A 22380-nucleotide genomic window follows, 5' to 3' on the forward strand; every position below is an offset into this window, starting at 1 on the left:
TGCCAGGTAGGACCATTTCTTCAGCCATTTCATATCTATTCTCCCAGTGCCCTGTTGCATGAATCCCTGCGCGGTCGGCATGGGCCGTCCACCCTGTACTGTGCTGTCGTCCTTCGGCAGCGCCATGCCCGCGCTCTCCTCCGCCTTGTCCTGCCCTGCGCGGACATCAGGCACCGATTGCCCGGGGATGAGCGCACTGGCGCGCTGGCCCCTGGACGCGCATACTGCCATTGCCAGCGCCCCGCCCCTGAGCTTCTTCCCACGCTCAGAAGTTCAGGTACATGAAGGGATTATGCCCCTCCATCTGCAGCCGCCAGACGCAGAGCCAGAACAGCGCCGCCAGCAGCGCCATCACAGGCCAGCTGTCCTTGAACCGCCGGAACAGGTTCTTCAAAAGCGGCGTGGAGGCAATGGCCCCCGCCAGGAACAGCACCCCGTAATTTTCCAGGGCCTTCTGCCAGTCCCCGGCGCTGACCCGGATGCCCGGAACCACATGGAACATCCTGCCCAGGAAGACCTGCAGCTGCCCGATGTCCGTGATGCCGAAGCATACCCAGGTAATCGGAATGTACACCCACACGAAGAGGCGGCACAGCAGCTTTCCCGGCACCTTTTCCAGCACAGCCATCACGCCCAGCGCCTCCAACTGCCGCTCGATCACGATGGCCAGCCACAGAAGCATCCCCCATATCAGGAAATTGCCCGTGCTTCCATGCCAGACGGACGTCAGTATCCACACCGCCAGCAGATGGCACACCGTCCGGTACTCTCCCCTGCGGTTCCCGCCCAGAGGGATGTACACATACTTCCGGAACCACCCTCCCAGGGTCATATGCCATCTGCGGTAGAAATCCCTGACGGAAGTCGCCATGTAGGGGTTCCTGAAATTCTCCGGCAGGGCAAATCCCAGCATCCGCCCCAGTCCCATGGCCATCAAGGAATACCCGTAGAAGTCGAAGTATATCTTCAGGGAATAGGCTATGGCCGCCAGCCAGGCCAGAGGGGTGGAGATGCTCTCGAAGCCCGTGACCTGCACCTCCTGCCACAATAGCCCTATCCTGTCCGCAAGCAGCACCTTGGCCGCAAGCCCCATGGTGAACACCTTGAGCCCATCCTGCACACCCTTTGCCGAGAATTCCCGCCGGGCCAGGCTCCCCCGCATCTCCCCGTAGCCCACGAGGGGCCCTGAGAGCAGTTGGGGGAACATGGCGACATAGGTGGCGAATTTCAGGAAAGACGGCTCCCTGCGCTGCTCCCCCTGATAGACGTCTATCAGGTAGGAGAGCATCTGGAAGGTGTAGAAGCTGATGCCCAGGGGCAGGTAACGCCCTCCCCTTCCGTATTTAAAGACCGCCAGCATCCCCACGTTGTACAGGATGGCTATGGCGAACACCGCCTTGCGTCTTCTGTTTATTTTATTTCTATTCGTTCTGATTCCACTCTTCTGTCCCGTATCCGCGCCGCTGCGCTCCGCCCTGTACCGCTCCCTGCGCCCTATGTGTAGGCCAAAGAAGTGATTGGCCAGAACGGAAATCATGAGCAGCGGCAGGTATTTCGTCTCCCCGTAGGCATAAAAAATAAGACTTCCTGACAGAAGTGTCACATTTTTCATCCTTTCGGGGACCAGGCTGTAAATAATCAAAAATAACGGAAGAAAGAAGAGTAAGAATTCTATGCTACTGAATACCAAGAATCATCACATCTTTCACCGGTTGTTGTCTTATCAGGCTCTCGTATCGAGCTCCTATATATAATACTAACTTGCTTTCGCCCACATTACAACTTAAAAATAATTAATTTCTCTTTCCAAATCGTTACAAATATGTAGCATTTATGTAAAAAATGGAGTTCCGGCCTTATTTTATACCGCCCCTATCCCCTGTACCTTTGCCGGAACCGAAGTCCCGGATACCATCAGAGCGATGTCATCCCGCAGCTCATCCACATTGCGCTCCACTGTCCCTGCTCCTCTGCCTCTTCCAGGAGAAGTCCGTCCCTCGTCAAAAGAAAGAGGACGCCAACCCCCCAGACAATACTCTGGTCAATCAGCATCCTCATATATTCCCTCTGCCTGCCTCCTGGCAGTCTGCTTACACCGTACCGCTATAGCGGGAACTCCCCTGTACGTTGTACGCTCCGCCGGCCGTGTAGCTGTTGGCGGCATTCGCCTGGGTGGTCATGTAGTAATCCACCAGCGACGCGTTTGTGGCGATGGAGGAGCCATAGTCCTTGAAGAACTCCTGCACCTTGGACATATCCGCCTTCTTGAAGGTGTCCTCGTCAATCTTCATCCTGCCCTTCCCGTCCACGCTGATTCCCAGCGCTTTCAGCGCATCCTCGTTGCGCGCCGTCTTCTCCCTGATATAGGACAGGTTCGCCACCACGCCGGAATTGGAGCTGGACTCCGCCGCGTCGAACATCTTGTTGTAATTGCTCACGAAGCTCTTCGCCGTGGCAAAAATCTTCTTGATATCGTACTCGTCCGTCTCGTTGCCGTCCTTGTCCTTCACCTTCTGATATAAGGCATCGGAGGCGAGGGCCTGGCTGTCCGCCTTGAGGGAGGATGCGCCGGAGGCCGTCTTATCGTCCGTCCCCGTGCTGCCCGTACTGGTCGTCCCGGAGACGGAGCCCGCGAAGTGGAGACGGGATGAAATCATGGAGCCGTAGCTCAGGACATTGTCGCTGGAGAACAGATCCTGCACCTTGCTGATGTCCGTCTCCTTCAGCTTCCCCTCGTTGAGCATCAGCGTCCCGTTGGCATTTACCGTGACGCCGATCTCCGAAAGCTTATCCGCATTGGCGGCCGTGGCGCTCATCATGTTCGCCACATAGGCCGTCTTATTGGTCAGCGTGGATTCTTTCGCCGTGGTCACCACATTATTGTAGTTCGTCACATAGGCCTTCACTGCGGACACCACCTTATCCGCGGCGCTGCGGCCGTCCGTGGAATCCGTATAAGTATTGTCATTGCGCAGCGTCCCAAGGGAGGAATCCAGGCTGGTAAGCCCCGACGTCAGGTTCGCGTTGGCCTTCTGCGCCTCCTTGGAGACCTTCGGATGCATCTTCTCCTCCAGGATCTTGTCGAGGATGTTGCTCGTCCTGCCGCTCTTGCCGGATGACGATTTCCCTGTAGCCATATCCTGCGCCGTCCCGTAATAAGCCTTCATCAGCTTGCCATAGCTGCCGTTCTTAATCCCGGCGTAATCCGACAGGAAATTCAGATTGCCAAGGCTGCCGCCCGAAGATGAAAGCCCCTGGAACAGATAGGAATAATCCGGCCCCGTACTTCCCACATCAATACTGATACCCATATAATCAATCACTCCTTTGATAACTGATGAAACTTCCCATACCGACAATGGTTTCCGAAATATATATCGTCCTGATCGCCTTATTCATTAACCATAATCCGGCATTTCGGATGCCAAAATCTTTCCCGACGATGAAATATACTGCACAGCGCTGAATACTGCCTAATGTGATCATGCGATCGAGCCAGCCAGCGTTATGCAGTCTGGTTCCACGGCAAGTGAAGCCGTTAAGCAGTATAAGTAAATAAAACGCTCCAAAATGATGGCAATTATGCGAAAACTATAGTAAACTAGTGGTAACACCAACAGAAAGGACAAAGCCATGAAAGAACAACTGTACACCATCCCCTTAAACGATGCCGTGAATGCGGACGACGAATGCCCCTTCTGCTTCATCGAAAGAAGCGTGGAGCAGGATTTGCTGGACTTTGTGCTGGGCAGCGGCTCCTCCTACATGGAGGCGGACATCCGCGAGATGACGGACAAGGCCGGCTTCTGTAGGCAGCATTTCCAGAAGATGTTCGACTACGGCAATACCCTGGGCAATGCCTGGATCTTGAAGACCCATTACCAGAAGGTCATCGGCGAGATGAAGGAGGAGTTCGCCCGCTTCAAGCCCGCAAAGACCTCCCTCAAGGACAAGCTGCGCAAGGCCGTGGACGCCAACCCCATCGCCGCGTGGATCGGGAAGAAGGAGTCCACCTGCTACATCTGCGACCACTTTGCCGACACTTACGCCCGGTACATGGACACCTTCTTCTACCTCTGGAACCAGGACAGCGCCTTCCGGCAGAAGATACAGGAGGGCAAGGGCTTCTGCCTGCACCACTTCGGAGACCTGTGCCAGGCCGCGGACAGCAAGCTGTCCAACAGCGCCAAGGAGGATTTCTACAGCGTCATGTTCCCCCTCATGGAGCGCAATATGGGCCGCCTGTCCGAGGACGTGGCCTGGATGGTGGAGAAATTCGATTACCGCAACAAGGACGCGGACTGGAAGAATTCCAGGGACGCCATCCAGCGGGGCATGCAGAAGCTCAAGGGCGGGTATCCTGCGGACGGCCCCTATGCCATGAGCAAATAGCGGTTATCTATAGACGATTTTCCGCACCATATCCAGATAGCCGCAGATCTCCTCATAGAGCATCTCCGGCTGGAAGGATGCGTCCTGGAACCGCTCCGTCATCAGTCCCTTGACGGTGAAGTCCAGCATCTTCCGCAGCTTCTCCCCGTCCACTCCCCCGGGCAGGGATGCGTAGTCGATCTGGCTGTCGATGGAGGCGTAGGTCTCCCCCAGGGCGTTCCTCTTCTCTTCCGTGGAGAGGAGCGCCTCATAGCAGTCCTCCGACAGGGAGCGGTTCAGGAACTGCTGCATGTAAGGGTATCCCTTCATGGCATGCATCCTGGCGCATTCGATCTGCTTCATCACCGCGAACAGATCCGTCTCCCTGGCGCTCACGGTAGACCGCAGCTCCAGGTTCATGAACCTTACGCTGTAGTCATAGACGAAGCCGTAGAGGCCTACCTTGCTGCCGAAGTAGTGGAAGAGCAGCCCCTTGCTGATGGCCGCCTCCCTCACGATGTCATCGGTGCTGCCGTGGCGGTAGCCCTGCATGGCGAATACCTTCAGGGCAGCGTTGATGATCCTGTCCTGCTTCTCTTTTTTGATATCGAAGAATTTACTGTTCATATGTAAGCTGTCCTCCAACAGAGGGTATGACACCAATTATACCATGTTCCGCTCCCAAACGGAAAGGAAATCATAAATTTTTAGTAAAATTATGCATATTCCCTTTTCAATTCTGCAAAATAGTATTAATATCATAATAGCACTTGGATAATGGAATCGTTTCTTTGATTCCATTATATCAAAAAACGAACCTGTTGAAAGGAGTCACCTATGGCAAAAAAAATTGGAAAGCTTTTGTTGTTCAGTGCCGCGATCGGTTCAGCGATTGGTGCTGTCTGCTATTTTGCCCGCAAGAGGAATGCAGAGCATGACAGCGCGGAAGAGGATTACGATGATTTCAGCGAGGAGGAGGCCAAGGACGACGATTCCCGCAGCTATGTTCCCCTGACCCCCGAAGGGCAGACGGAGGAGCCCGCCCAGGCAGCGGGGCCGGAAGAGCCCGCATGCACGGACTCCGCGGAGGAGTGCCCCGATAAAAAGGAGGAAGCTGCCGGACAGGATGGCTTCACCCCCCTGGCGGAGCAGGTGACGGAGACCGCCCAAAAGGCCGAGGAGACCGTGGAAGAGTTCTTCGACGAGGACAGCACCGATGAGGAGCCTCCCATCACCGACAACTGACCGGCCCCCTTCACGGGAGCCTTACATTTCTCCTAGAGCGTCCAGCGCACAGGATCTGCGGAACCCCTTTCCGTTGCATCCTGTGTTTTTTTGCGCTCCGCGTTCCCATAGCCCCGTTTCCCGCGGCCTCTCCGCCCTTACCCCTTTCCCTTCCAGGCCTCCCGCAGGAGCGCCACGCCCTCCCGGATTTGCCTTTCATCCAGCCCGCCGAAGCCCAGCAACACCGTTCGGCTGTCAGGGGCTTCCTCCACCATGCTCTCGGACAGGCCATAGACCCGCACGCCGCGCTCTGCGGCCCTCCGCACCAGCTCCCCCTCCCCCATGCCGCCCTTGGCGGTGAGCAGCAGGTGCAGCCCCGCGTTCTCCCCCGACACCCGGAAGGCATCCCGCATGTCTGCCAGGCATTCCAGGAGCAGGTCATGCTTCGCCCGGTATATCTTGCGCATCTTGTTCAGATGCCGCTCGAAATGTCCCGCCCCGATGAACTGGTTGAGGATGCTCTGGTCGATACGGGAAACCGTACATGAATAGACGGAGCAGTCCCTCCTGTACCGCGCCAGCAGCGCTTCCGGCAGCACCAGGAAGCTCACCCGGATGGCGGGGGCGATTGCCTTGGAGAAGGTGCCCATATAGATGACCCTCCCATGCCTGTCCGAGGCCAGGAGGGCCGGGATGGGCTTGCCCCGGAAACGGAACTCGCTGTCGTAATCGTCCTCTATCAGGTATCTGTCCTTCCCGCCGTCCGCCCATTTCAGCAGCTCCATCCGCCGCCCGATGGGCATCACCGTCCCCGTGGGGAACTGATGGGAGGGCATCACATAGGCCGCCTGCACATCCGCCTCATGCAGCCTGTCCGCCCGCATACCGCTCTCGTCCATGTCCACTGTGGCGATATTGTAGGCGAAGGAGCGGAATATCCGGTAGGACCTGATGTAGGTGGGATTCTCCATGGCGATCCGCACATGGCGGCCCAGAATCTTCTCCAGCAGGAGCAGGAGATAGTCGTTTCCGGCCCCCAGGATGATCTGCTCCGGCCTGCAGTCCACCCCCCTGGAGGAATGGAGGTAGCGTCCGATCGTACAGCGCAGCCCATAGTCCCCCTGGGCCTCCCCCTTCGCGAACAGGTCGCTGTTGGCATAGGTCAGGATGTTCTTCGAGATCTTCTTCCAGACGCTGAAGGGGAATCCGGTCATGTCGATGTCATAGGGAGAGAAGTCCACAGGCACCCGGGCAGCCATGCCCCCGGGACGCTGCGTTTCGTTCCCGCCCGGCACTGCGCTTCCCTGCCGCCGCACTGCTGCCCTGTGCCCTCCCGCGGCCCTGTCCCCCTGTCCGGGCCTCCCGCCCTGTCCTCCCGCCGGTCCATCCTCCGGGGAAGCGCCGGGCAGCGCCATATCCCCATCCAGCAGCAGCAAGTCCTCCACAGGACAGACAAAATACCCCCTGCAGGGCCTGGACTCGATGTAGCCCTCGCCCAGCAGCTGCCCATAGGCATAGTCCACCGTGCTCCTGGCCACCTGGAGATATTCCGCCAGAGCACGCGTAGAGGGAAGCCTCTCCCCTGCAAGAAGCTTCCCCCTTCTGATTTCCCCTCTGATATGCTGATATATCTGCTCGTACAGACAGCTGTCCCCGTCCGTCCGTATTTGAAATGTCATTTCATTCAAAACGTTCTCCCGTTCACCCCTGCTGTTGCTGTTTCTTCTTCATGTCCAGCATCACCTGATCCTTCATGTCCCTGGCCTTGTCCTTGATGCGGGAGTTGGCCGTCCTGGAGGTGATGATGCTGCTCAAGAGCCTTACGGACATATCATAATCCTGGAACCGCGCCGCCAGCACCGCCAGCAGATAGTCCACTGTGACCTCGTTCATGCCGCACAGAGGGAACATCTCCGTCTGTCTGGCCTCCGTGAAGCCCTTGTAGGCATTGGCCAGAAGCTCGTTCTCCTGGGTCTCCCATTCCGCCACGCGCTTTTCGTCCGCTTTGGCCTCCTGCTCCTTCAGGCTCTCCAGATAGCCTCTCGTGAGCCATGCGTACTTCAGGCATATGTATGCTTTTTCGCTTGGTTTCGCACGCTTTACCACAGACCCTACCAAAGCCAGCTTGTAGCGCTGTATGGCCTCCTCATAGGTATAGGTCTCCCCCTGGCTGGGCGGGATGCGCACGGTCTGGCTGATCTTCTCCCGCACCAGCTTGGCCTGGCTGGAGGTGATGCCTGTGAAATAGCGCATCAGCGCGGCATAGCCGCAGACCGGGCACATCACCACCTCATACTTGGCCGCGTCAATCCCCTCATACCTGGCCCGGAGGTCCGCATCCGTGCCCAGGAGCTTGGCCTTGTTGGACTTCATGACCTTGGAAGTGAAAGAGCTGTCGCACACCGGGCACACAAAAGACCTGTCATAGATCAAATCCTTTTCCTGGACCTTGGGCGCCGCCACCTGCTCCTGTTTCTCCGCCTCTTTTTTCTTCGGCTCCTCAAAGAGGCTCACATCCTCCAGGTTCCCCAGGCCCAGGCTCTTCAAACCCGATAAAATCCCCATACTCTCCTCCACCTCCCCACAAGTCGTCCCAGGGCCCGCCCGGTGCCCCTGCCGCCCTCCGCCGCGGAGCATAAATCCCCCTCCCGGCGCTCCCCTCCCTACATCCCTGTCTCCCACAGGAGACAGGCCCGGTCTGCCGGGGCTTTACTTGGGCAGCACATAAGAGCTCTTCAGCGAAACGATGCGATTGAACACCAGGGCATCCGGCCGGGAGTCCTTTGCGTCCACGCAGAAGAATCCCTGCCTCACGAACTGGAAGCGCGCATACTTTTCCGCCCCCGCAAAGGCAGGCTCCAGCTTGCAGCCCTTCAGAACGGTGAGGGAGTCGGGGTTCAGGTTCAGGCTCCCGTCCTCATTGTACACGCCCTTCTCCTCATCGATGATATTCTCGTACAGCCTGACCTGGGCGGACACCGCAGCGTCCGCTGCCACCCAGTGGATGGTGCCCTTCACCTTCCGGCCGTCCGGGCTGTTGCCGCCCTTGGAGGCCGGATCGTAGGTGCAGTGCACTTCGACCACTCTGCCGTCCTCGTCCTTGACGCAGCCGGTACATTTCACGAAATAGGCGTTCATCAGGCGCACCTCATTGCCCGGGAACATGCGGAAATACTTCTTCGGCGGCTCCTCCATGAAGTCCTCCCGCTCGATATACAGCTCTCTCCCAAAAGGCACTTCCCTGCTGCCAAGAGCCTCGTTCTCAGGGTTGTTCCCCACGGTGAGCATTTCAGTCTGCCCCTCCGGATAGTTGTCGATGACCAGCTTCACCGGATCCAGGACTGCCATCAGCCGGGGTGCCTTCGCCTTCAAATCCTCCCGGATGCAGTACTCCAGCATGGCGTAATCAGCGATGGACTGGGCCTTGGACACGCCGCAGAGATCCACGAACATCTTGATGGACTCCGGCGTGAAGCCTCTCCTGCGCAGGGCCGCAATGGACACCAGCCTGGGGTCGTCCCAGCCGTCCACGATGTTCTCCTGCACCAGCTTCTTGATATAGCGCTTGCCCGTGACCACGTTCTTCAGGTACAGCTTGGCGAACTCGATCTGTTTGGGCGGCTGGGGGTATTCCAGCTCCCGCACCACCCAGTCGTAGAGGGGCCTGTGATCCTCGAACTCCAATGTGCAGATGGAGTGGGTGATTCCCTCTATGGCGTCCTCGATGGGATGGGCGAAATCATACATGGGATAGATGCACCAGGCGTCTCCGGTATTGTGATGGTTCATGTGCGCCACGCGATAGATGACGGGGTCGCGCATGTTGATGTTGGGCGAGGCCATGTCGATGCGGGCCCGCAGCACCTTCTCGCCGTCTGCGTACTTCCCGTCCTTCATCTCCTGGAACAGGCGCAGGTTCTCCTCCACGGTGCGGGTATTGTAGGGGTCGTCCTTGCCCGGCTCGGTGAGGCTTCCCCGGTATTCGCGAATCCGCTCCGCGGTCAGGTCAGACACATAGGCCTTGCCCTTCTTAATCAGCTTCACCGCCGCCTCATACATCTGGCCGAAATAGTCGGAGGCGAAGAACAGCCTGTCCTCCCAGTCCGCCCCCAGCCACTGGATGTCCTCCTTGATGGACTCCACGAACTCGATGTCTTCCTTGGTGGGGTTGGTGTCGTCGAAGCGCATATTGAACTTGCCGTGGTATTTCTGGGCCAGGCCATAGTTCAGGAGGATGCTCTTGGCATGGCCGATATGGAGGTAACCGTTGGGCTCCGGCGGGAAGCGGGTGTGCACGGTGTCGCATACGCCCTCCGCCAGATCCTTATCTATGATCACTTCTATAAAATTTCTGGATTCCGTGTCGCTCATCTGTCAAATCCTTGCCTTTCCTGTGATGTTTACAGCTTGCCGCTGTGGCTCATTATATCATAACAACGCGATATCTTTCAACAGGATTCAGTGTATTCCTGAAAAAATATCGGCATTGTCAGGACTCCCACAGCTCCAGGATTTCCGCCCTTTCCGCATTGGCCAGGCAGACATATGTCCTGTCCGTGTGCCGCCCGGTGGCGCAGAAATGGTCCATGACATATCTGGCCGAGAGCGGCATCTCCAGCGAGGCTATGTCCTCCAGCGAAAACCACCTGCATATGCCCTCGTTGGAGGCCAGGTTGTCGTCCACATGTTCTTTTATGTTCGCAAAAAAGTAGTAATTCTGCCTGATTTCCCCTTTGACATTCCGCAGGGCTATGTAGCGCAGGGCCAGGCCCCCGATATCCTCCGGCTTCAGGCCAAGCTCCTCGTACAGCTCACGCAGCACGCAGGCTTTGGCGTCATTGAGCTCATCCTTCTCGAAATGGCCCCCTGCGGAGCCTGTCCAGACATCATTGACCACTCTTCCGCCCTGTCTGTACAGGAGCAGCACCTTCTCCCCTCTGAGCAGGTATATGGCGGTCATGTTCCTCAGCTTGCCTTCCAAGGCGGCATCCCTCCTTAATCATAGTTCCGCATCCACCCAGCCCAGCGCCCAGCCATGGGCAGATGCTCCCTTTCTTATTATAGTTTCCATCAACCCTGCGCAGCGCGATACTATCTCTGGTTTTCCAGGAACCGGATATGGTCCTTTTCCACGAGCACTTCGAAACGGCAGAGCTGCTTCAATATACTCTTCTTGATTACCAGGTTCACCGGCCTCTCATACAGCTGCCCGGATATGGTCAGGTACAGCTCCGGATTGCCTGGCACATGGTATCTGTTCCGCTGGTCATGCTCCCAGTCCAGCTCTCCCCTGTCCAGCGCCCGGGCCGCCGACAGCAGCGCTTCGTCGGACAGGAATTTGTTTACATATTTCCTGAGCACCTGCTTGTATATCAGCATGCAGCCGCACAGGGTGAAATCCTCCGCAGCGATTGCGCCCAGATCCGTGGTGGCGGCCCGGGGCCAGACAAGGATGTAGGCGTCTGTCTGCAGCCCGTCCTTCAGAAACCACCCCGTGTTGCCCCTGTAGTAGATTTCCATGGCAAATGTGGGGATGTCCATGTTGATGTATTGGAGCGCGGACTTCTCGTCTACCTTCACATCCCGCGTCCCTGTGGTCAGGATAAGGTCTACGCCGCTTAGCTGGGTCTGCTTATCCTCTGTCCTTTTGAAATCCTGTATGATTTTGTCCTCCACCATTTTGGAATACAGACAGGTATCCAGGAAGGAGGCCAGCGCCTCCTCTCCCCGTTTGTCGCTTTTAAATTTGCTTTCCATGATACCACGCTCCAATCTGTCCTGTTTTCTGGACAGACAATCAGTCGTTCACATCGTTTCCGGCAGGACATTGCACGGATACGCATATGCCGCCCGGCTTGACATAGAACCTGTCGGTTTTGGGCAAGATTTAATCGCTACATATATATCCTCTATCATTATTCCGGACTTCAATGATGGAACAGCCTGATTCCCGTAAAGGCCATGACCATGCCGTACTTGTCGCAGCACTCGATGACCGCATCGTCCCGGACGGAGCCGCCGGGCTGGGCGATATACTTCACGCCGCTCTTGTGGGCCCTCTCGATATTGTCGGAGAAGGGGAAGAAGGCATCGGAACCCAGGGTCACATCCTGAATCCGGTCCAGCCACGCCCGCTTCTCCTCCCTGGTGAACACGGGGGGCTTTACCTTGAAGACCTTCTCCCAGGCGCCGTCCGCCAGCACGTCCATGCACTCGTCCCCGATGTAGACATCGATGGCATTGTCCCGGTCGGGCCTACCCAGCTTGTCCACGAACTGAAGCCCCAGCACCTGGGGGGACTGGCGCAGGAACCAGTTGTCCGCCTTGGTGCCCGCCAGCCTGGTGCAGTGGATACGGGACTGCTGCCCTGCGCCGATGCCGATGGCCTGGCCGCCTTTTACGTAGCAGACGGAGTTGGACTGGGTGTATTTCAGGGTGATCAATGCAATCTTCATGTCGATCAGCGCCGCCTCCGGTATCTCTTTGTTCACCGTGACGATATCGGAGAGCAGATCCCCGTTCACGTCCAGGTCGCCCCGGCCCTGTTCGAAGGTGATGCCGTAGACCTGCTTGCGCTCTACCGGGGCCGGGACGTAGGAGGGGTCGATCTGGATGACATTGTAATTGCCGCCCTTCTTGGCCTTCAGAAGGGCCAGGGCCTCCTCGGTGTAGCCGGGAGCGATGCAGCCGTCGGAGACCTCCCGCTTGATCAGCCTGGCCGTGTCCTTGTCGCAGATGTCGGACAGGGCGATGAAGTCGCCAAAGGAGGACATCCTGTCAGCGCCTCTGGCCCTGGCGTAGGCGCAGGCCAGGGGGGAGAGCGAACCTAAATCGTCCACCCAGTAGATCTTCGCCAATGTCTCGTCCAGAGGCAGGCCCACCGCCGCCCCCGCGGGGGACACATGCTTGAAGGAGGTGGCCGCTGGCAGTCCTGTGGCCGCTTTCAGCTCCCTCACCAACTGCCAGCCGTTGAAGGCGTCCAGGAAGTTGATGTAGCCGGGCCTGCCGTTCAAGACGGTGACGGGGAGGGCGCTGCCGTCCTCCATGTAGATCCTGGAGGGCTTCTGGTTGGGATTGCATCCGTATTTCAGTTGAATTTCATTCATGATTTCGTCTTCCTTTCCCGATTTTCTGTTCTCAGACTTTCTGTTCTCAGATCTTCTGCTCTGTCCTCAAATCTTCTCTCTGTTCTTCCCGCTTCTTTTTTGCGGCCATCCGCCTATTGGTTCTTGTTCAATATCCGGGTCTCGTACCGGCCCGTGGCGATGTCGATGAAGCGGACGAACAGGGATACTTTGTTCTCCTCGTTCAGGCTCTCCCACAGCATCCCGGCGAAGCTGTGGATATCGCCCTGAATGGCTACCTTTTTAGGCTCTCCCTGGAAGCTGGGCAGAGGGTTCCCGTCGTGCATGTAGGTGTGGATGAACCGGCCCTCTCCAGCGGCGGGCTTGTCATAGGCAAAGGTGTACCGATTGCAGCAGGACGGGTCTCCGTCATTGCTCTTTAAGATGGACATGCAGTAATCGAAGCCGCCGTCCTGGATATGCACCAGCCCGGATATCCTGGGGGTGTAATTGGGCCCGTCCGGCTCGAACTCGCGGCTGCGCAGGGACTGCTCGAAGGTCAGCCCTCGAGAGAGGCCCTCGTAGACCGTGTCCGTCTGGTCCCCGTTTGTGACGATAGTGTCAGTTCCCTGTCCGGCGGCGAACACACGCACAGGCGCGTAGATGACCAGGCTGGGATCCGTCAGCTTGGCCGGGTCGAAGGCCTGGGTGCGGATGCCCTCCCCCTCCGTGACGAAGACACGGTTGCGGCTGTTCACGCTCCTGCCCATGATGAAGTAGGCAATCGCCGCTTTCTTGCCGTCATCGGAGCGCCCGATGACGATTCCCCTGCCGGGGTACGCGTTGTTTTTCAGTTCCTGTTCCAGTTGCAGCATGTTTTTTCCTCCTTCAATGCTTCGAAATCCGCTCTTCCTGGCCAGCGCCCGGCGATACGGCGCCCCCTGATACGATGGGCCCTGAGCCCCAGGGGCCGCCGTCCGTACCTGCGGCAAAAAAGCCGACATCCGGGCACCCCAAAACAGGCGGAGCCCAGACGGTCGGCTTCTTCTCACGGCTGCACTCCCTGTGGGTACTCCCACTTCCGTCAGTCATGCAGTTCTTTCCTTACACAGTTCTTTTCCGTCCCTTCCAGGCGGGCCGGAACGCTTTGGATATGTCTATCATACATGTCCCCGGGGGAATTTGCAAGGATTTTTTTCATGAACCGACCGCCCCGGCACCGCAATCGGGCGATGTCAGGGCGGTCGGCCTTCTGATATTCATCTATGGTGTTTCAGTGGCTTTTATCCCTTTTTCTTCTTTCTGTTCCAGAGGAACATGCCGCCCAGGATGCCGCCGGATACGATCATGGAAAGCAGGTACCATTCCACATGGCTGCCGTCACTGGTCTTGGGGCTGACGACAGCGCCTGCCGCCGCCTGGCTTCCGCCAGCGCTTCCCGGATTCCCGGGATTTCCCGTACCCGGATTTCCTGTGCCGTCCGGCTTGGCCGCGTCCTTCCATCCCACAGAGATCGGCGACAATCCGTATACCTTGAACCGGATTCCCTCCGCCGTCTTCTCCACGGCAGGATACTCCGCCTCTCCGGCGCGGTGTCCGTTCATGTCCTCCGTGAACAGGTGGCATACCACGAAATCATTGGTGTCCTGACCCGTGCCCTGGGGATAGGGCAGCGTCACTGTCAGTCCGTTTGCGGGGAAGTTGTCCTTGCCCGCCTGCACCCATCCAGCGCCGTCCACGTTCACCATCAGCGATACATCATAGACTTCCATCCTCTCCTGAGGGATATCCCCTGCCTGGCCCTGGATGTTCAGCCGCATCTGGGCCTCGATCTTCGCCGGTGTGTTCAGGTTCTCCATCCCCTGGAACGCCTGGGGCACCTGGGAGATGCCCATCTCCATGGTCAGGCTGTACCGGACGCCGGCCGTGGATTCCGCCGGGGCGGGCAAGTCATTTCTGACCGCATTGATTCTCCCCGTAAATCCGGGCAATGTACCCGGCAGCATATAGCAGTCCGCCTTGCTGCCCTGGAGCCTGGCCGGGCTCTCCGGATTCGCCCAGCCCAGCGTCACGTTCTGGATGCCCGGGTTCACCGCGGCGTAGGTGCCAGTGAGCATGGACGCGGGGCATGTGAACGTCACATCCGCCGCATCGGCATCAAGGATGCCGGAGACCTTCAGTTCGCCGTACAGAGTGGCTCTGCCATTGTTCACCGCGCCTTCCCTGTCCACTGCGGCCAGTCCTGACAGATCCCATGCCAGGGCCCTGGGAACCACGTTCAGGGTACAGCTGGCAGATGCGGCGAAATACTCCTCCGTCTCCGAGGCCTGGGCCTGGATCACGGCAGTCCCCGCCCGCAGGATACGGACATTTCCCGCCTGATCCACCTGGGCCACCTCGGGGTTGCTGCTGGTAAAGGTCACCTCGCTGCCCTGGGTCGCATTTGCCACGGACACCGCAAAGGCGCCGTCGCCATACACCTTGTTCAGTACGGCGCTGCTGAATCCGAAGTTCACCTGTTCCATCTTGTTGGCTACGGCGACTGTGACTACAAATTCATAGGCATGGAAATTCGTGGTCTCCAACACCGGTATGGTGATCGTAGCCGTCTTTCCTACGTTCTCTTTGTCGTATACCAGCCTGCCGGACAGCGTGGCCGCGTTGAGCACGGGGCTGGTCTCAAAAATATGCTCCTCGTCCGCCACTACGGGCTCACCCAAGCGGGAGCCCTCCGGAAGCAGGGAGGTCAGGTCAAGGGAAAGCTGGCCGCCGAACCTGACGGATACGGACTTGGCCTTCTCTCCTGTGTATGCTATTTTGTTGATGGTGAAGGTCGTCTCCACTGTGCTGCTCCAGGTGTAATTGCCGCCTGCCGCCGGTTTGACCGCCACCTTTGCGGTGCCCGCATTCACATTGTTGCTCCAGACCGCTTCATAGTCCGATGCAGCCATCGTCTCATCGCCGTTCTTGACGGTCAGCACGGGCGTTATGGGGCTGCCGGTGTAATCATGGCTGCCCAGGGGCTCCAGGGTGGGAGCGATGGGCATGGGCAGGATTTCGCAGGGCACGTCCAGGGTGGAGTTGCTGGGGCTATAGTTGGCCGAAGCGGCTCCGCTCAGTTCAATGTCTACTTTCACCGTGTTCTGGCCGCCTACGTCAGGGCTCGTGTAGGGGGCGGGGATTGCGGTGACTGTCACAGCCCCCATGTCCTTCTGCAATATATTGGACAGGGCCAGCTCACCTGTGGCTTTCCCGGCGGCTGTGGTCTTGTCGTAGACCTTGCTGACCTTATAGGTTCCGACGGCAATGGTCAGGACGCGGGGGTTTATGTTCACCGTGCCTTCGCATACCACTTCATCCTTGTAGGTCTTTCCGCCTACGGTTCCGTTGTACAGCACCCTGAAAGAGTGGGAACCCGCATTCGGGATATCCGTTCCGGTCTTGTCCAGGCTGAAGTGGCTCCGGTCATTGTCCTTGCCAATACCTGCCACTGCCGTCAGGTCCCCGATGGTCACGATATCCTGCCAGGCATCACCGTATGCCGCTCCGGACTTGACAGTCACTGCATTGGAGGTGGCGGCCGGTGCATTGCCTACCTGGAATACGATGTCTTTCACCGTGAAGGCGATTTCGCCGGTTGCGCCGGTGTAATTCGAAGCATTCGGGGCAAAGGAATATCCAATGACACCTTTGTCATTCTCCGCCAGCTTCGCAAGCTCCGCCTTCAATGTCTCGTAGGAATAGTTATCCTGGCTATTATAGGTATAGGTTATCGTTCCCTCGACAGCCTCGCCTTTCACTCCGGTATAGGAGGGCTGCAGGAAATCGCCTACGCCTACCAGGACATTCTGCTGCCGTTCCACTGACTCCGTGCATTTCGCAGGGGTGATGGTCAGCTTGTTCCCCGTGAACGCAATCTGATAGTTAGGGTTCTGGTCATTCGTGATTGTACCCTGTGTGATTGCATAACCTCCAGCTTTTACATCCTCACCGGCTTCACGTGACAATTCGCCTTTTAAGGGATAGTCTGCAACCACTCCTGTCGCTTTATAGGTAAGCTTGGGATCTGCGGAGCCGTATACCTTGGTCTGCGCGTTGGCTTCCACCGTTACCTGCCTGGGTTTTACCGTGACCTCCACCTCAGTGCTGACATTCCCATAGCCTGTATCTGCATTCGGTACAAATACCACCTTCAGCTTCTTGTCTCCGGCTTCTCCGTAGGATTTTACGCTTTCATCCCATTTGAATGTGCCTGAAACCTCCGCATTCTCTTCATCCTTCGCTGAGCCGCCCTGCAGCACGCTCCCTGATACCGCATCGCCAAACGTCACCTCTACCTTATTCGGCGCGGTGATTGTCAGCTTGCCTTTATGTTGATAACTTTCGCTGGACAGCGTAAGGATTTCTTCGCCGAATAAGGCTTTTTCCTCCGGGCCATATATGTATCTGATGCTGGACGAAGTACCATACCGATTCGTAAAGTTACATGTATAGCCGCTATCTACAGACCCGCTGGCCCCTGCCAGGAACAGCTTGTCCGGCGCTCCGACTGAATCGCCGTCACAGTTCGTCACATCCACCAGATAATTATTCCCATCCAGCGTGACGATATTCCACATGTGAGGGCCGGCACCTGTACCGCCGCTCATAACTCCGGTAACGGTATAGCAGACGGCATTATCGAAACCGGACAAATCACAAAGGTACTGGAAAGCTTTGGAATAGCCTTCGCATACTACATTTGTAGCCGCATCTCCATCGAACACCCACACAAGCTGCCATGGATTGCCGTAGGGTGTGTTATCATTGGCAGCCGCATCTCTATTATAAGCAACAAGCTTACATATCTCTTGCATGTATCCCTTGAGCTTCTCGTAATCGGATTGGCTTTCATACTGGCGCACAATCTCTGCCGCTTTCGCAGCAGCCGCTTTCGCGCTGACAACCTTGCTTGAATCCACCTTATCAACGCTGCCGCCCTGATACTCGTTCGCCACGCTAAAAATAACCGATACATCCAGCAGCTCTCCGCGGTTGGCTGAGCTTAAGCTGTAGCTATACCTTATCCCCCCGCCATTTGCCTTGTTGAACCAGTACAAATCATAGGGGCAGTCCATCAGAAGATAGTCAAGTACATCGTACATCACCACCTCGAGTTTCTTCTTGGCAGCCTCATTCGTAGACGCATCGGCAAACGTTATGTTGCCTAAGCTGAATACCGTAGAGACCTCTCCCCCATTTGCCACTGTCTCGATTTTGCCCTTCAGTGTACTGTAAATTGCTTTTGCAGTTTCATCCTGCAGCTTGTCCCCGCCTACATTCCCATACAGGGAGCTGCCTAAATCACCATAGAAAAGCTGCTCAATATACCCTGCAAAGAGCTCGTCATTGCCCGGCATGTCAATATCCGGCACAATTACCACTTCGCTGCTCTGCAGATCTCCGGCCTCGTCCGCATTATCTTTCTGCTCATCCCCGGCATCAGGCTCCTGGGATTCTTCTCCCGGTTCTTTCGAAGCCTCGGCATCCGAATCCTCTTCGGCTGGCTTCTCTCCATCCGCGCCATCGGATTCCTCTTTGCCCGGCTCCTCAGTATCCGCAGCATCCGAATCATCAGCGCCTGGCTCCTCGGTATCTGCGGCATCCGAGTCGTCCGCCCCAGCTCCCTCTGAATCCGCGGCATCCGAATCATCGGCTTCCGGCTTTTCTTCACCCGGCTCCGTCAAATCCGCACTATCGGATTCCCCTTCGTCCGATTCCTCCGTGCCTGCGGCATCAGACTCCTCCCCCGATACCTCCGAATCCGCACCGTCCGATGTCGTACTTTCCGGCTCCTCCGTGCCTACGCCGTCCGGCTTCTCTTCATCGGTCTTCACTGCATCCGCGGCGTCAGAATCCTTTTCGCCCGAAACGGCAATGTCCACGGCAGCAGAATCTTCCATGCCCGGCTCTTCCAGGCCAGCGTCACCCGGCTCTTCCGGATCCGCTTCAACCGAATCCAGCGGAACAGGCCGGATTCCCATATATTCAGAATCCTCCTCCGAAGCCGCTTCCTGCTCCTGCCTGCCGCTCGGGCTGCCCCCCCTGTCCGTTTCCTGCGCATATGCCGACAGCATTGCGTAGTCCACATTGCTGCCGACCAAAGCAATCGACAGCAGCAGCACGAGAACACATTTCCACCAATGTTTCCTTCCCTTCATGTCCCTCTCTCCCGTAAATTTTTATTTTGGATAACAATTAACGACATGTGTATTATACCATATTGCCTTTTTTTGTCAAAACTATTTTCACTGTTTCCAGCTTTTCCCAAAAGCTTCTTTTGCGAAAAATATTTTTCGTCACATCCCGATTTTTTCAAACTGCCTCATTGCATCCATCCCTTCTTTCGGTTATGCTATTGCCTCAGGAGGTGCGCATTATGGCAAACGAAGAGAAAAAAGATTTCAACGCGATGCTGAACGACAGCAAGGACATGCCCAAGATCCAGATCATAACGGATGAGAAGAGCATCCTGAAATACGGCGGGGACAGGATGTATTTCGCGCCGCCAATGGACTATGACAGGGTAATGCGCCTCGTGCCCTTCGGAAAGCTGCTGACCGTAGGGGCCATACGGGAATATTTTGCCCGACAGAGCGGCGCGGATTTTACAGAGCCGATCACTGCGGGCATATTCGTCTCAATCGCCGCCTGGGCAAGCTTCCAGCGCACGGACCGCAGGACGCCCTACTGGCGGACGCTCAAGGCAGGCGGGGAGCTGAACGCGAAATTCCCCGGCGGCATAGAGGCGCAGAAGGAGCTGCTGGAAAAAGAAGGGCACACTGTCATACAGAAGGGAAGGACAAATATCAGGTATTACGTCAGGGATTACGAGAAGGCGCTGTTCGAGCTGTGATTCCGGACAGAGGGACGGCAGGCTGGGGCCGACTGGGGCAGGCTGTTCCACCTGGGAGGCCCCGCTTGCGGAAAAATGCGGGCTTCCCAGAGCAGCGGCGCGTCACCCGACCTTCAGCCCAAGGCAGCCTGCCCTTTTCTTAAAGCTGAGGTACTGTCTTTCGGTGATGAAGTCTTCTCTGGCGACAGGAGCCGTAAAGCGGAAGTCCACTTCCCCCATGGCTTTCAGGGCTGCCTGCCTTATGGTCATCTCGCCGAACTGATAGGGCGCGTCCAAGTCCTTCATATATTCCCCTTCAAATGCCTTATTATGGTCGAACAGGGGATGGCAGCCCAGGATCTCCATGGTATCCATATCATAGAAAAAGCCCCAGTTCTGTCCATGTCTGTCACGGTTGCTGATCAGGAAGTCCACAATCCACATCTTGTAGATGCTTTCCCGGTCAATCCGGAACATTTCCTCCTCCGGGTTCATGCCGTTTACATTGCAGTAGGAGATGAACTCCATGCCTGTCAGAATCGCTTTTGCCTCTGTGGTCATGCAGGGACACATGCAGACATATTTATCTTCATCCTTCCCGGCCTCGTAGTGGACATGTTCCACATTCATTTTGTCCAGCAGATTGGAGCACATAACCTCTATCCTGGACTCCGTATTTCCATTCGCCCCCAGCTTATAGAGCCACAGATTGCCGTCCGGATGGCGTCTCCACGCCTTCGCATAGGCTCCGTTGGTGGTCAGTTCAGGCGTGATCATGGAACCCTGGAGGGTGAGCGATTTTCCATGCAGGGCCACCTGCGCCACTATCTCGTTCAAAGGATTCTGCTTCACATCGACTTTGCTCCAGGTAATTTCCTCATCATCGTCAAACTTCAGCCAATAGGAATCCGATACGGACACCGCCCTGCAGGTCATGGCAATCCTGACCCGCTGCTCATCAGTCCCGGTCTGCTCAAAGCGAAACAGGTTGTAAATCCATTTCGCGTTGGCACGGCTTAAGAGCAATACCCTGTTAGCCAGCCAGCTGACGATGGCTTCCTCGTTCTTTCTGGCTGCTATCATGGACTGCGTCATGTCATAGGAGGATTTTATGCTGCCGGGGTCCGGCATCCTGCGCAGCTTCCCTCTGACGGGATAGGGCAGGTATTTCTCATTCAGGATTTCATATTGCAGCGTCTCGAAATCTACCTTCATGACTTCCATATCTTTCAGCATTATCGTAAAAGGCCTGACACCGTTCATTTGGGCACCTCGTTTCTTTTAAAGATGGTTCTTTTCCGGCACTTCATTTTTTACAGTGTATCAGGTATTCTGACGAAATACAATACCCTGAAAGTGCTTGCGGGCCGTCTGACTGCCCTCTTTTGGAGGAGGCGTGCTAATGGCACAGAACTTAGTCGGAGATTCTGGGATTTTCAACATTTTCTCGGTTGAGCATCTGCTTTCTAAGGCTTTTGCGTCCCTGCTTTGTAGGCAAGCCTACCTTTTGCAGTATCTTTTCCCACATATCTGCTCTGACTGCCGGTACTCTGACACAGTCTTACCGGCTATTTTGCATGCCTTCTCCAGGGAACACTGCAGCTCCTTCATGATATTCTCTATGATTTCGATTACCTGGCTGGCGCTGCCTTCCGACCTGCTGTCCTCCATCATCTCTCTTATGGCCTGGCACACGTTATATTCTCCCTTCTCTGTCTTATATCTCTTTTTATTTTCCTCAAATCTCTTTATGCCCATCAATACGCCCAACGTCTGGGCAGTCTCCTCATCCATCTTCTGGTAAACCGCATTTTTGTCCAGCAGCTCCTTCAGCCGTTCCTTGTCCCTGCGGCAGGCCAGAATCATAAACAGCTCCCGCAGCGATGTCTGGAAGCCGGAGCAGTCCACAAGCTCATTGGCACATACGAGGCGCATGGGATAATCTGCAAAGCACTCTTTCCATGCCCCATCGCCCACATGCCCGGACATGTTTTCCCCAAAATCCATCATGTCCTTCAGGCTCCTTGGGCCGTCCCACTCCTCTGCCCCATGGTACAGGCATAGTGTATAGACAGGCGAAAAACGCTCCTCTCTGCGCACTTCGCTCAGCCGTTCCCCCTCATTGGCGTAGACCCGCGTCCCCGCCCTGTCCAGCTCCCGGTTCGCCCTCTGGGCTCCCCGTATCTGCTTTCCATATTCCCGACAGTCATAATCCATGATGCGCCAGGGCATGATGTAGTTCACATCGCTCTGGCTCTCCACCGCCAGGATTTTCAGCTCCTTGCCGGATTTCAGCCTCCTCTTGATGTCGCGCGTCCGCTGTCCCCCTTTCTCCCCTGGCTTCCCATGATATACTTCCGATGCCTCCGCCAGCTCTCCCGCGTCCACCACCTGCTGCCCCTTAAAATACATCTGGTTGAACAGGTCGGCGAATCGTTTGTCGTCCTCCAGATAGGACAGCATCGCATTGTTCTCCGCTCCCATGTGCTCTCCTCCATTTTGGGCCGGGACTCTGGAATCTGGCTCCTCATCCCTGCCGTTTTTTCAATCCTCCCATGTCTACAGTTGCGCTTTTTCCAGTGAAAAACGGCAGAAATGCCATTTGACATCAGAAAGAAACAGATTTTAGATAAATTGCTTTAAAGGTAGGATAGTATATTTGGGGGTGGTTGTCAATGGTTTCTTGGAAGGTTTCTGATAAAAGATTTATGTATAAACTTTTCATTACAAATCTCTATATGGGAACGTGATTATACAACTATAAATGAGCAAAATAGAAATTTCATACAAAGCTATAAATGAGCAAATTTAAAAAATTGCACAATAAGCCTATGCCACTAAAGCTAT

General features: G+C 56.3%; 16 protein-coding genes and 1 riboswitch. Of the genes, 3 read left to right on the top strand and 13 right to left on the bottom strand.

All coding sequences use genetic code 11. The features are described 5' to 3' along the window. Positions 1-265: 265 nt before the first annotated feature. Both Q2B33_RS11570 and Q2B33_RS11575 read right to left on the bottom strand, forming a co-directional pair. The gene (locus Q2B33_RS11570; RefSeq protein WP_300564002.1) at positions 266-1612 is read right to left on the bottom strand and encodes an MBOAT family O-acyltransferase; all 1347 of its coding nucleotides are present in this window, start codon (positions 1610-1612) and stop codon (positions 266-268) included. Between the two features lie 478 nt (positions 1613-2090). Beyond that, the gene (locus Q2B33_RS11575; RefSeq protein ID WP_300564000.1) at positions 2091-3311 is read right to left on the bottom strand and encodes a hypothetical protein; all 1221 of its coding nucleotides are present in this window, start codon (positions 3309-3311) and stop codon (positions 2091-2093) included. 322 nt (positions 3312-3633) lie between these two features. Between Q2B33_RS11575 and Q2B33_RS11580 the strand changes: the two genes are divergently transcribed. Then, positions 3634-4392, top strand: coding sequence for a DUF6062 family protein (locus Q2B33_RS11580; protein ID WP_300563998.1), 759 nt, complete (start codon positions 3634-3636; stop codon positions 4390-4392). A gap of 3 nt (positions 4393-4395) precedes the next feature. On the opposite strand, the gene Q2B33_RS11585 is transcribed toward Q2B33_RS11580, so the two are convergent. Beyond that, positions 4396-4998 (bottom strand): TetR/AcrR family transcriptional regulator, encoded by a 603-nt coding sequence (locus tag Q2B33_RS11585; protein WP_300563996.1) that lies wholly within the window; start codon positions 4996-4998, stop codon positions 4396-4398. A gap of 210 nt (positions 4999-5208) precedes the next feature. Here Q2B33_RS11585 and Q2B33_RS11590 point away from each other — a divergent pair, with 210 nt between their 5' ends. Further along, complete coding sequence (locus tag Q2B33_RS11590; RefSeq protein WP_300563994.1) at positions 5209-5616, top strand: hypothetical protein; 408 nt, start codon at positions 5209-5211, stop codon at positions 5614-5616. Between the two features lie 137 nt (positions 5617-5753). On the opposite strand, the gene Q2B33_RS11595 is transcribed toward Q2B33_RS11590, so the two are convergent. The 8 genes from Q2B33_RS11595 to Q2B33_RS11630 form a co-directional block, all read right to left on the bottom strand. Beyond that, positions 5754-7274 carry a PLP-dependent aminotransferase family protein gene (locus Q2B33_RS11595; protein WP_300563992.1) on the bottom strand — a complete coding sequence of 507 codons (1521 nt, stop codon included), beginning with the start codon at positions 7272-7274 and terminating at the stop codon, positions 5754-5756. 22 nt (positions 7275-7296) lie between these two features. Continuing rightward, positions 7297-8160, bottom strand: a complete 864-nt coding sequence (locus Q2B33_RS11600) for a DUF2225 domain-containing protein (protein ID WP_300563990.1) — start codon at positions 8158-8160, stop codon at positions 7297-7299. 144 nt (positions 8161-8304) lie between these two features. Next, positions 8305-9966: a glutamine--tRNA ligase/YqeY domain fusion protein gene (locus Q2B33_RS11605; protein ID WP_300783165.1), complete on the bottom strand. Its 1662-nt coding sequence runs from the start codon at positions 9964-9966 to the stop codon at positions 8305-8307. Positions 9967-10084: 118 nt separating this feature from the next. After that, positions 10085-10576, bottom strand: coding sequence for an NUDIX domain-containing protein (locus Q2B33_RS11610; RefSeq protein ID WP_300573639.1), 492 nt, complete (start codon positions 10574-10576; stop codon positions 10085-10087). Positions 10577-10686: 110 nt separating this feature from the next. After that, positions 10687-11352, bottom strand: a complete 666-nt coding sequence (locus Q2B33_RS11615; RefSeq protein WP_300573641.1) for a hypothetical protein — start codon at positions 11350-11352, stop codon at positions 10687-10689. Positions 11353-11522: 170 nt separating this feature from the next. Next, a complete protein-coding gene (locus Q2B33_RS11620; protein ID WP_300573643.1) occupies positions 11523-12701 on the bottom strand; it encodes a phosphoribosylaminoimidazolecarboxamide formyltransferase in 1179 nt (392 codons plus the stop codon). A gap of 113 nt (positions 12702-12814) precedes the next feature. Next, positions 12815-13534 carry an IMP cyclohydrolase gene (locus Q2B33_RS11625; protein WP_300573645.1) on the bottom strand — a complete coding sequence of 240 codons (720 nt, stop codon included), beginning with the start codon at positions 13532-13534 and terminating at the stop codon, positions 12815-12817. Between the two features lie 145 nt (positions 13535-13679). After that, a riboswitch (ZMP/ZTP riboswitch) is annotated at positions 13680-13761 on the bottom strand. 181 nt (positions 13762-13942) lie between these two features. After that, positions 13943-18859 (bottom strand): MBG domain-containing protein, encoded by a 4917-nt coding sequence (locus Q2B33_RS11630; protein ID WP_300573647.1) that lies wholly within the window; start codon positions 18857-18859, stop codon positions 13943-13945. Between the two features lie 218 nt (positions 18860-19077). Here Q2B33_RS11630 and Q2B33_RS11635 point away from each other — a divergent pair, with 218 nt between their 5' ends. Beyond that, positions 19078-19554, top strand: a complete 477-nt coding sequence (locus Q2B33_RS11635; protein WP_300573649.1) for an MGMT family protein — start codon at positions 19078-19080, stop codon at positions 19552-19554. Positions 19555-19656: 102 nt separating this feature from the next. Here Q2B33_RS11635 and Q2B33_RS11640 read toward each other — a convergent pair whose 3' ends face one another. Next, positions 19657-20796 (bottom strand): hypothetical protein, encoded by a 1140-nt coding sequence (locus Q2B33_RS11640; RefSeq protein ID WP_300573652.1) that lies wholly within the window; start codon positions 20794-20796, stop codon positions 19657-19659. 237 nt (positions 20797-21033) lie between these two features. After that, complete coding sequence (locus Q2B33_RS11645) at positions 21034-22017, bottom strand: hypothetical protein (RefSeq protein WP_300573655.1); 984 nt, start codon at positions 22015-22017, stop codon at positions 21034-21036. Positions 22018-22380: the final 363 nt, after the last annotated feature.

This window comes from uncultured Acetatifactor sp. (assembly GCF_948601915.1).
In the GTDB taxonomy this organism is placed as follows: Bacteria; Bacillota; Clostridia; order Lachnospirales; family Lachnospiraceae; genus Acetatifactor.

Bases quoted from the DNA above. Each gene is read 5' to 3' on its own strand.
- Q2B33_RS11590 (WP_300563994.1), top strand. From the start codon at position 5,209: ATGGCAAAAAAAATTGGAAAGCTTTTGTTGTTCAGTGCCGCGATCGGT.
- Q2B33_RS11620 (WP_300573643.1), bottom strand. From the start codon at position 12,701: ATGAATGAAATTCAACTGAAATACGGATGCAATCCCAACCAGAAGCCC.
- Q2B33_RS11635 (WP_300573649.1), top strand. From the start codon at position 19,078: ATGGCAAACGAAGAGAAAAAAGATTTCAACGCGATGCTGAACGACAGC.
- Q2B33_RS11585 (WP_300563996.1), bottom strand. From the start codon at position 4,998: ATGAACAGTAAATTCTTCGATATCAAAAAAGAGAAGCAGGACAGGATC.
- Q2B33_RS11580 (WP_300563998.1), top strand. From the start codon at position 3,634: ATGAAAGAACAACTGTACACCATCCCCTTAAACGATGCCGTGAATGCG.
- Q2B33_RS11605 (WP_300783165.1), bottom strand. From the start codon at position 9,966: ATGAGCGACACGGAATCCAGAAATTTTATAGAAGTGATCATAGATAAG.
- Q2B33_RS11575 (WP_300564000.1), bottom strand. From the start codon at position 3,311: ATGGGTATCAGTATTGATGTGGGAAGTACGGGGCCGGATTATTCCTAT.
- Q2B33_RS11645 (WP_300573655.1), bottom strand. From the start codon at position 22,017: ATGGGAGCGGAGAACAATGCGATGCTGTCCTATCTGGAGGACGACAAA.
- Q2B33_RS11640 (WP_300573652.1), bottom strand. From the start codon at position 20,796: ATGAACGGTGTCAGGCCTTTTACGATAATGCTGAAAGATATGGAAGTC.
- Q2B33_RS11570 (WP_300564002.1), bottom strand. From the start codon at position 1,612: ATGAAAAATGTGACACTTCTGTCAGGAAGTCTTATTTTTTATGCCTAC.
- Q2B33_RS11600 (WP_300563990.1), bottom strand. From the start codon at position 8,160: ATGGGGATTTTATCGGGTTTGAAGAGCCTGGGCCTGGGGAACCTGGAG.
- Q2B33_RS11595 (WP_300563992.1), bottom strand. From the start codon at position 7,274: ATGACATTTCAAATACGGACGGACGGGGACAGCTGTCTGTACGAGCAG.
- Q2B33_RS11615 (WP_300573641.1), bottom strand. From the start codon at position 11,352: ATGGAAAGCAAATTTAAAAGCGACAAACGGGGAGAGGAGGCGCTGGCC.
- Q2B33_RS11630 (WP_300573647.1), bottom strand. From the start codon at position 18,859: ATGAAGGGAAGGAAACATTGGTGGAAATGTGTTCTCGTGCTGCTGCTG.
- Q2B33_RS11625 (WP_300573645.1), bottom strand. From the start codon at position 13,534: ATGCTGCAACTGGAACAGGAACTGAAAAACAACGCGTACCCCGGCAGG.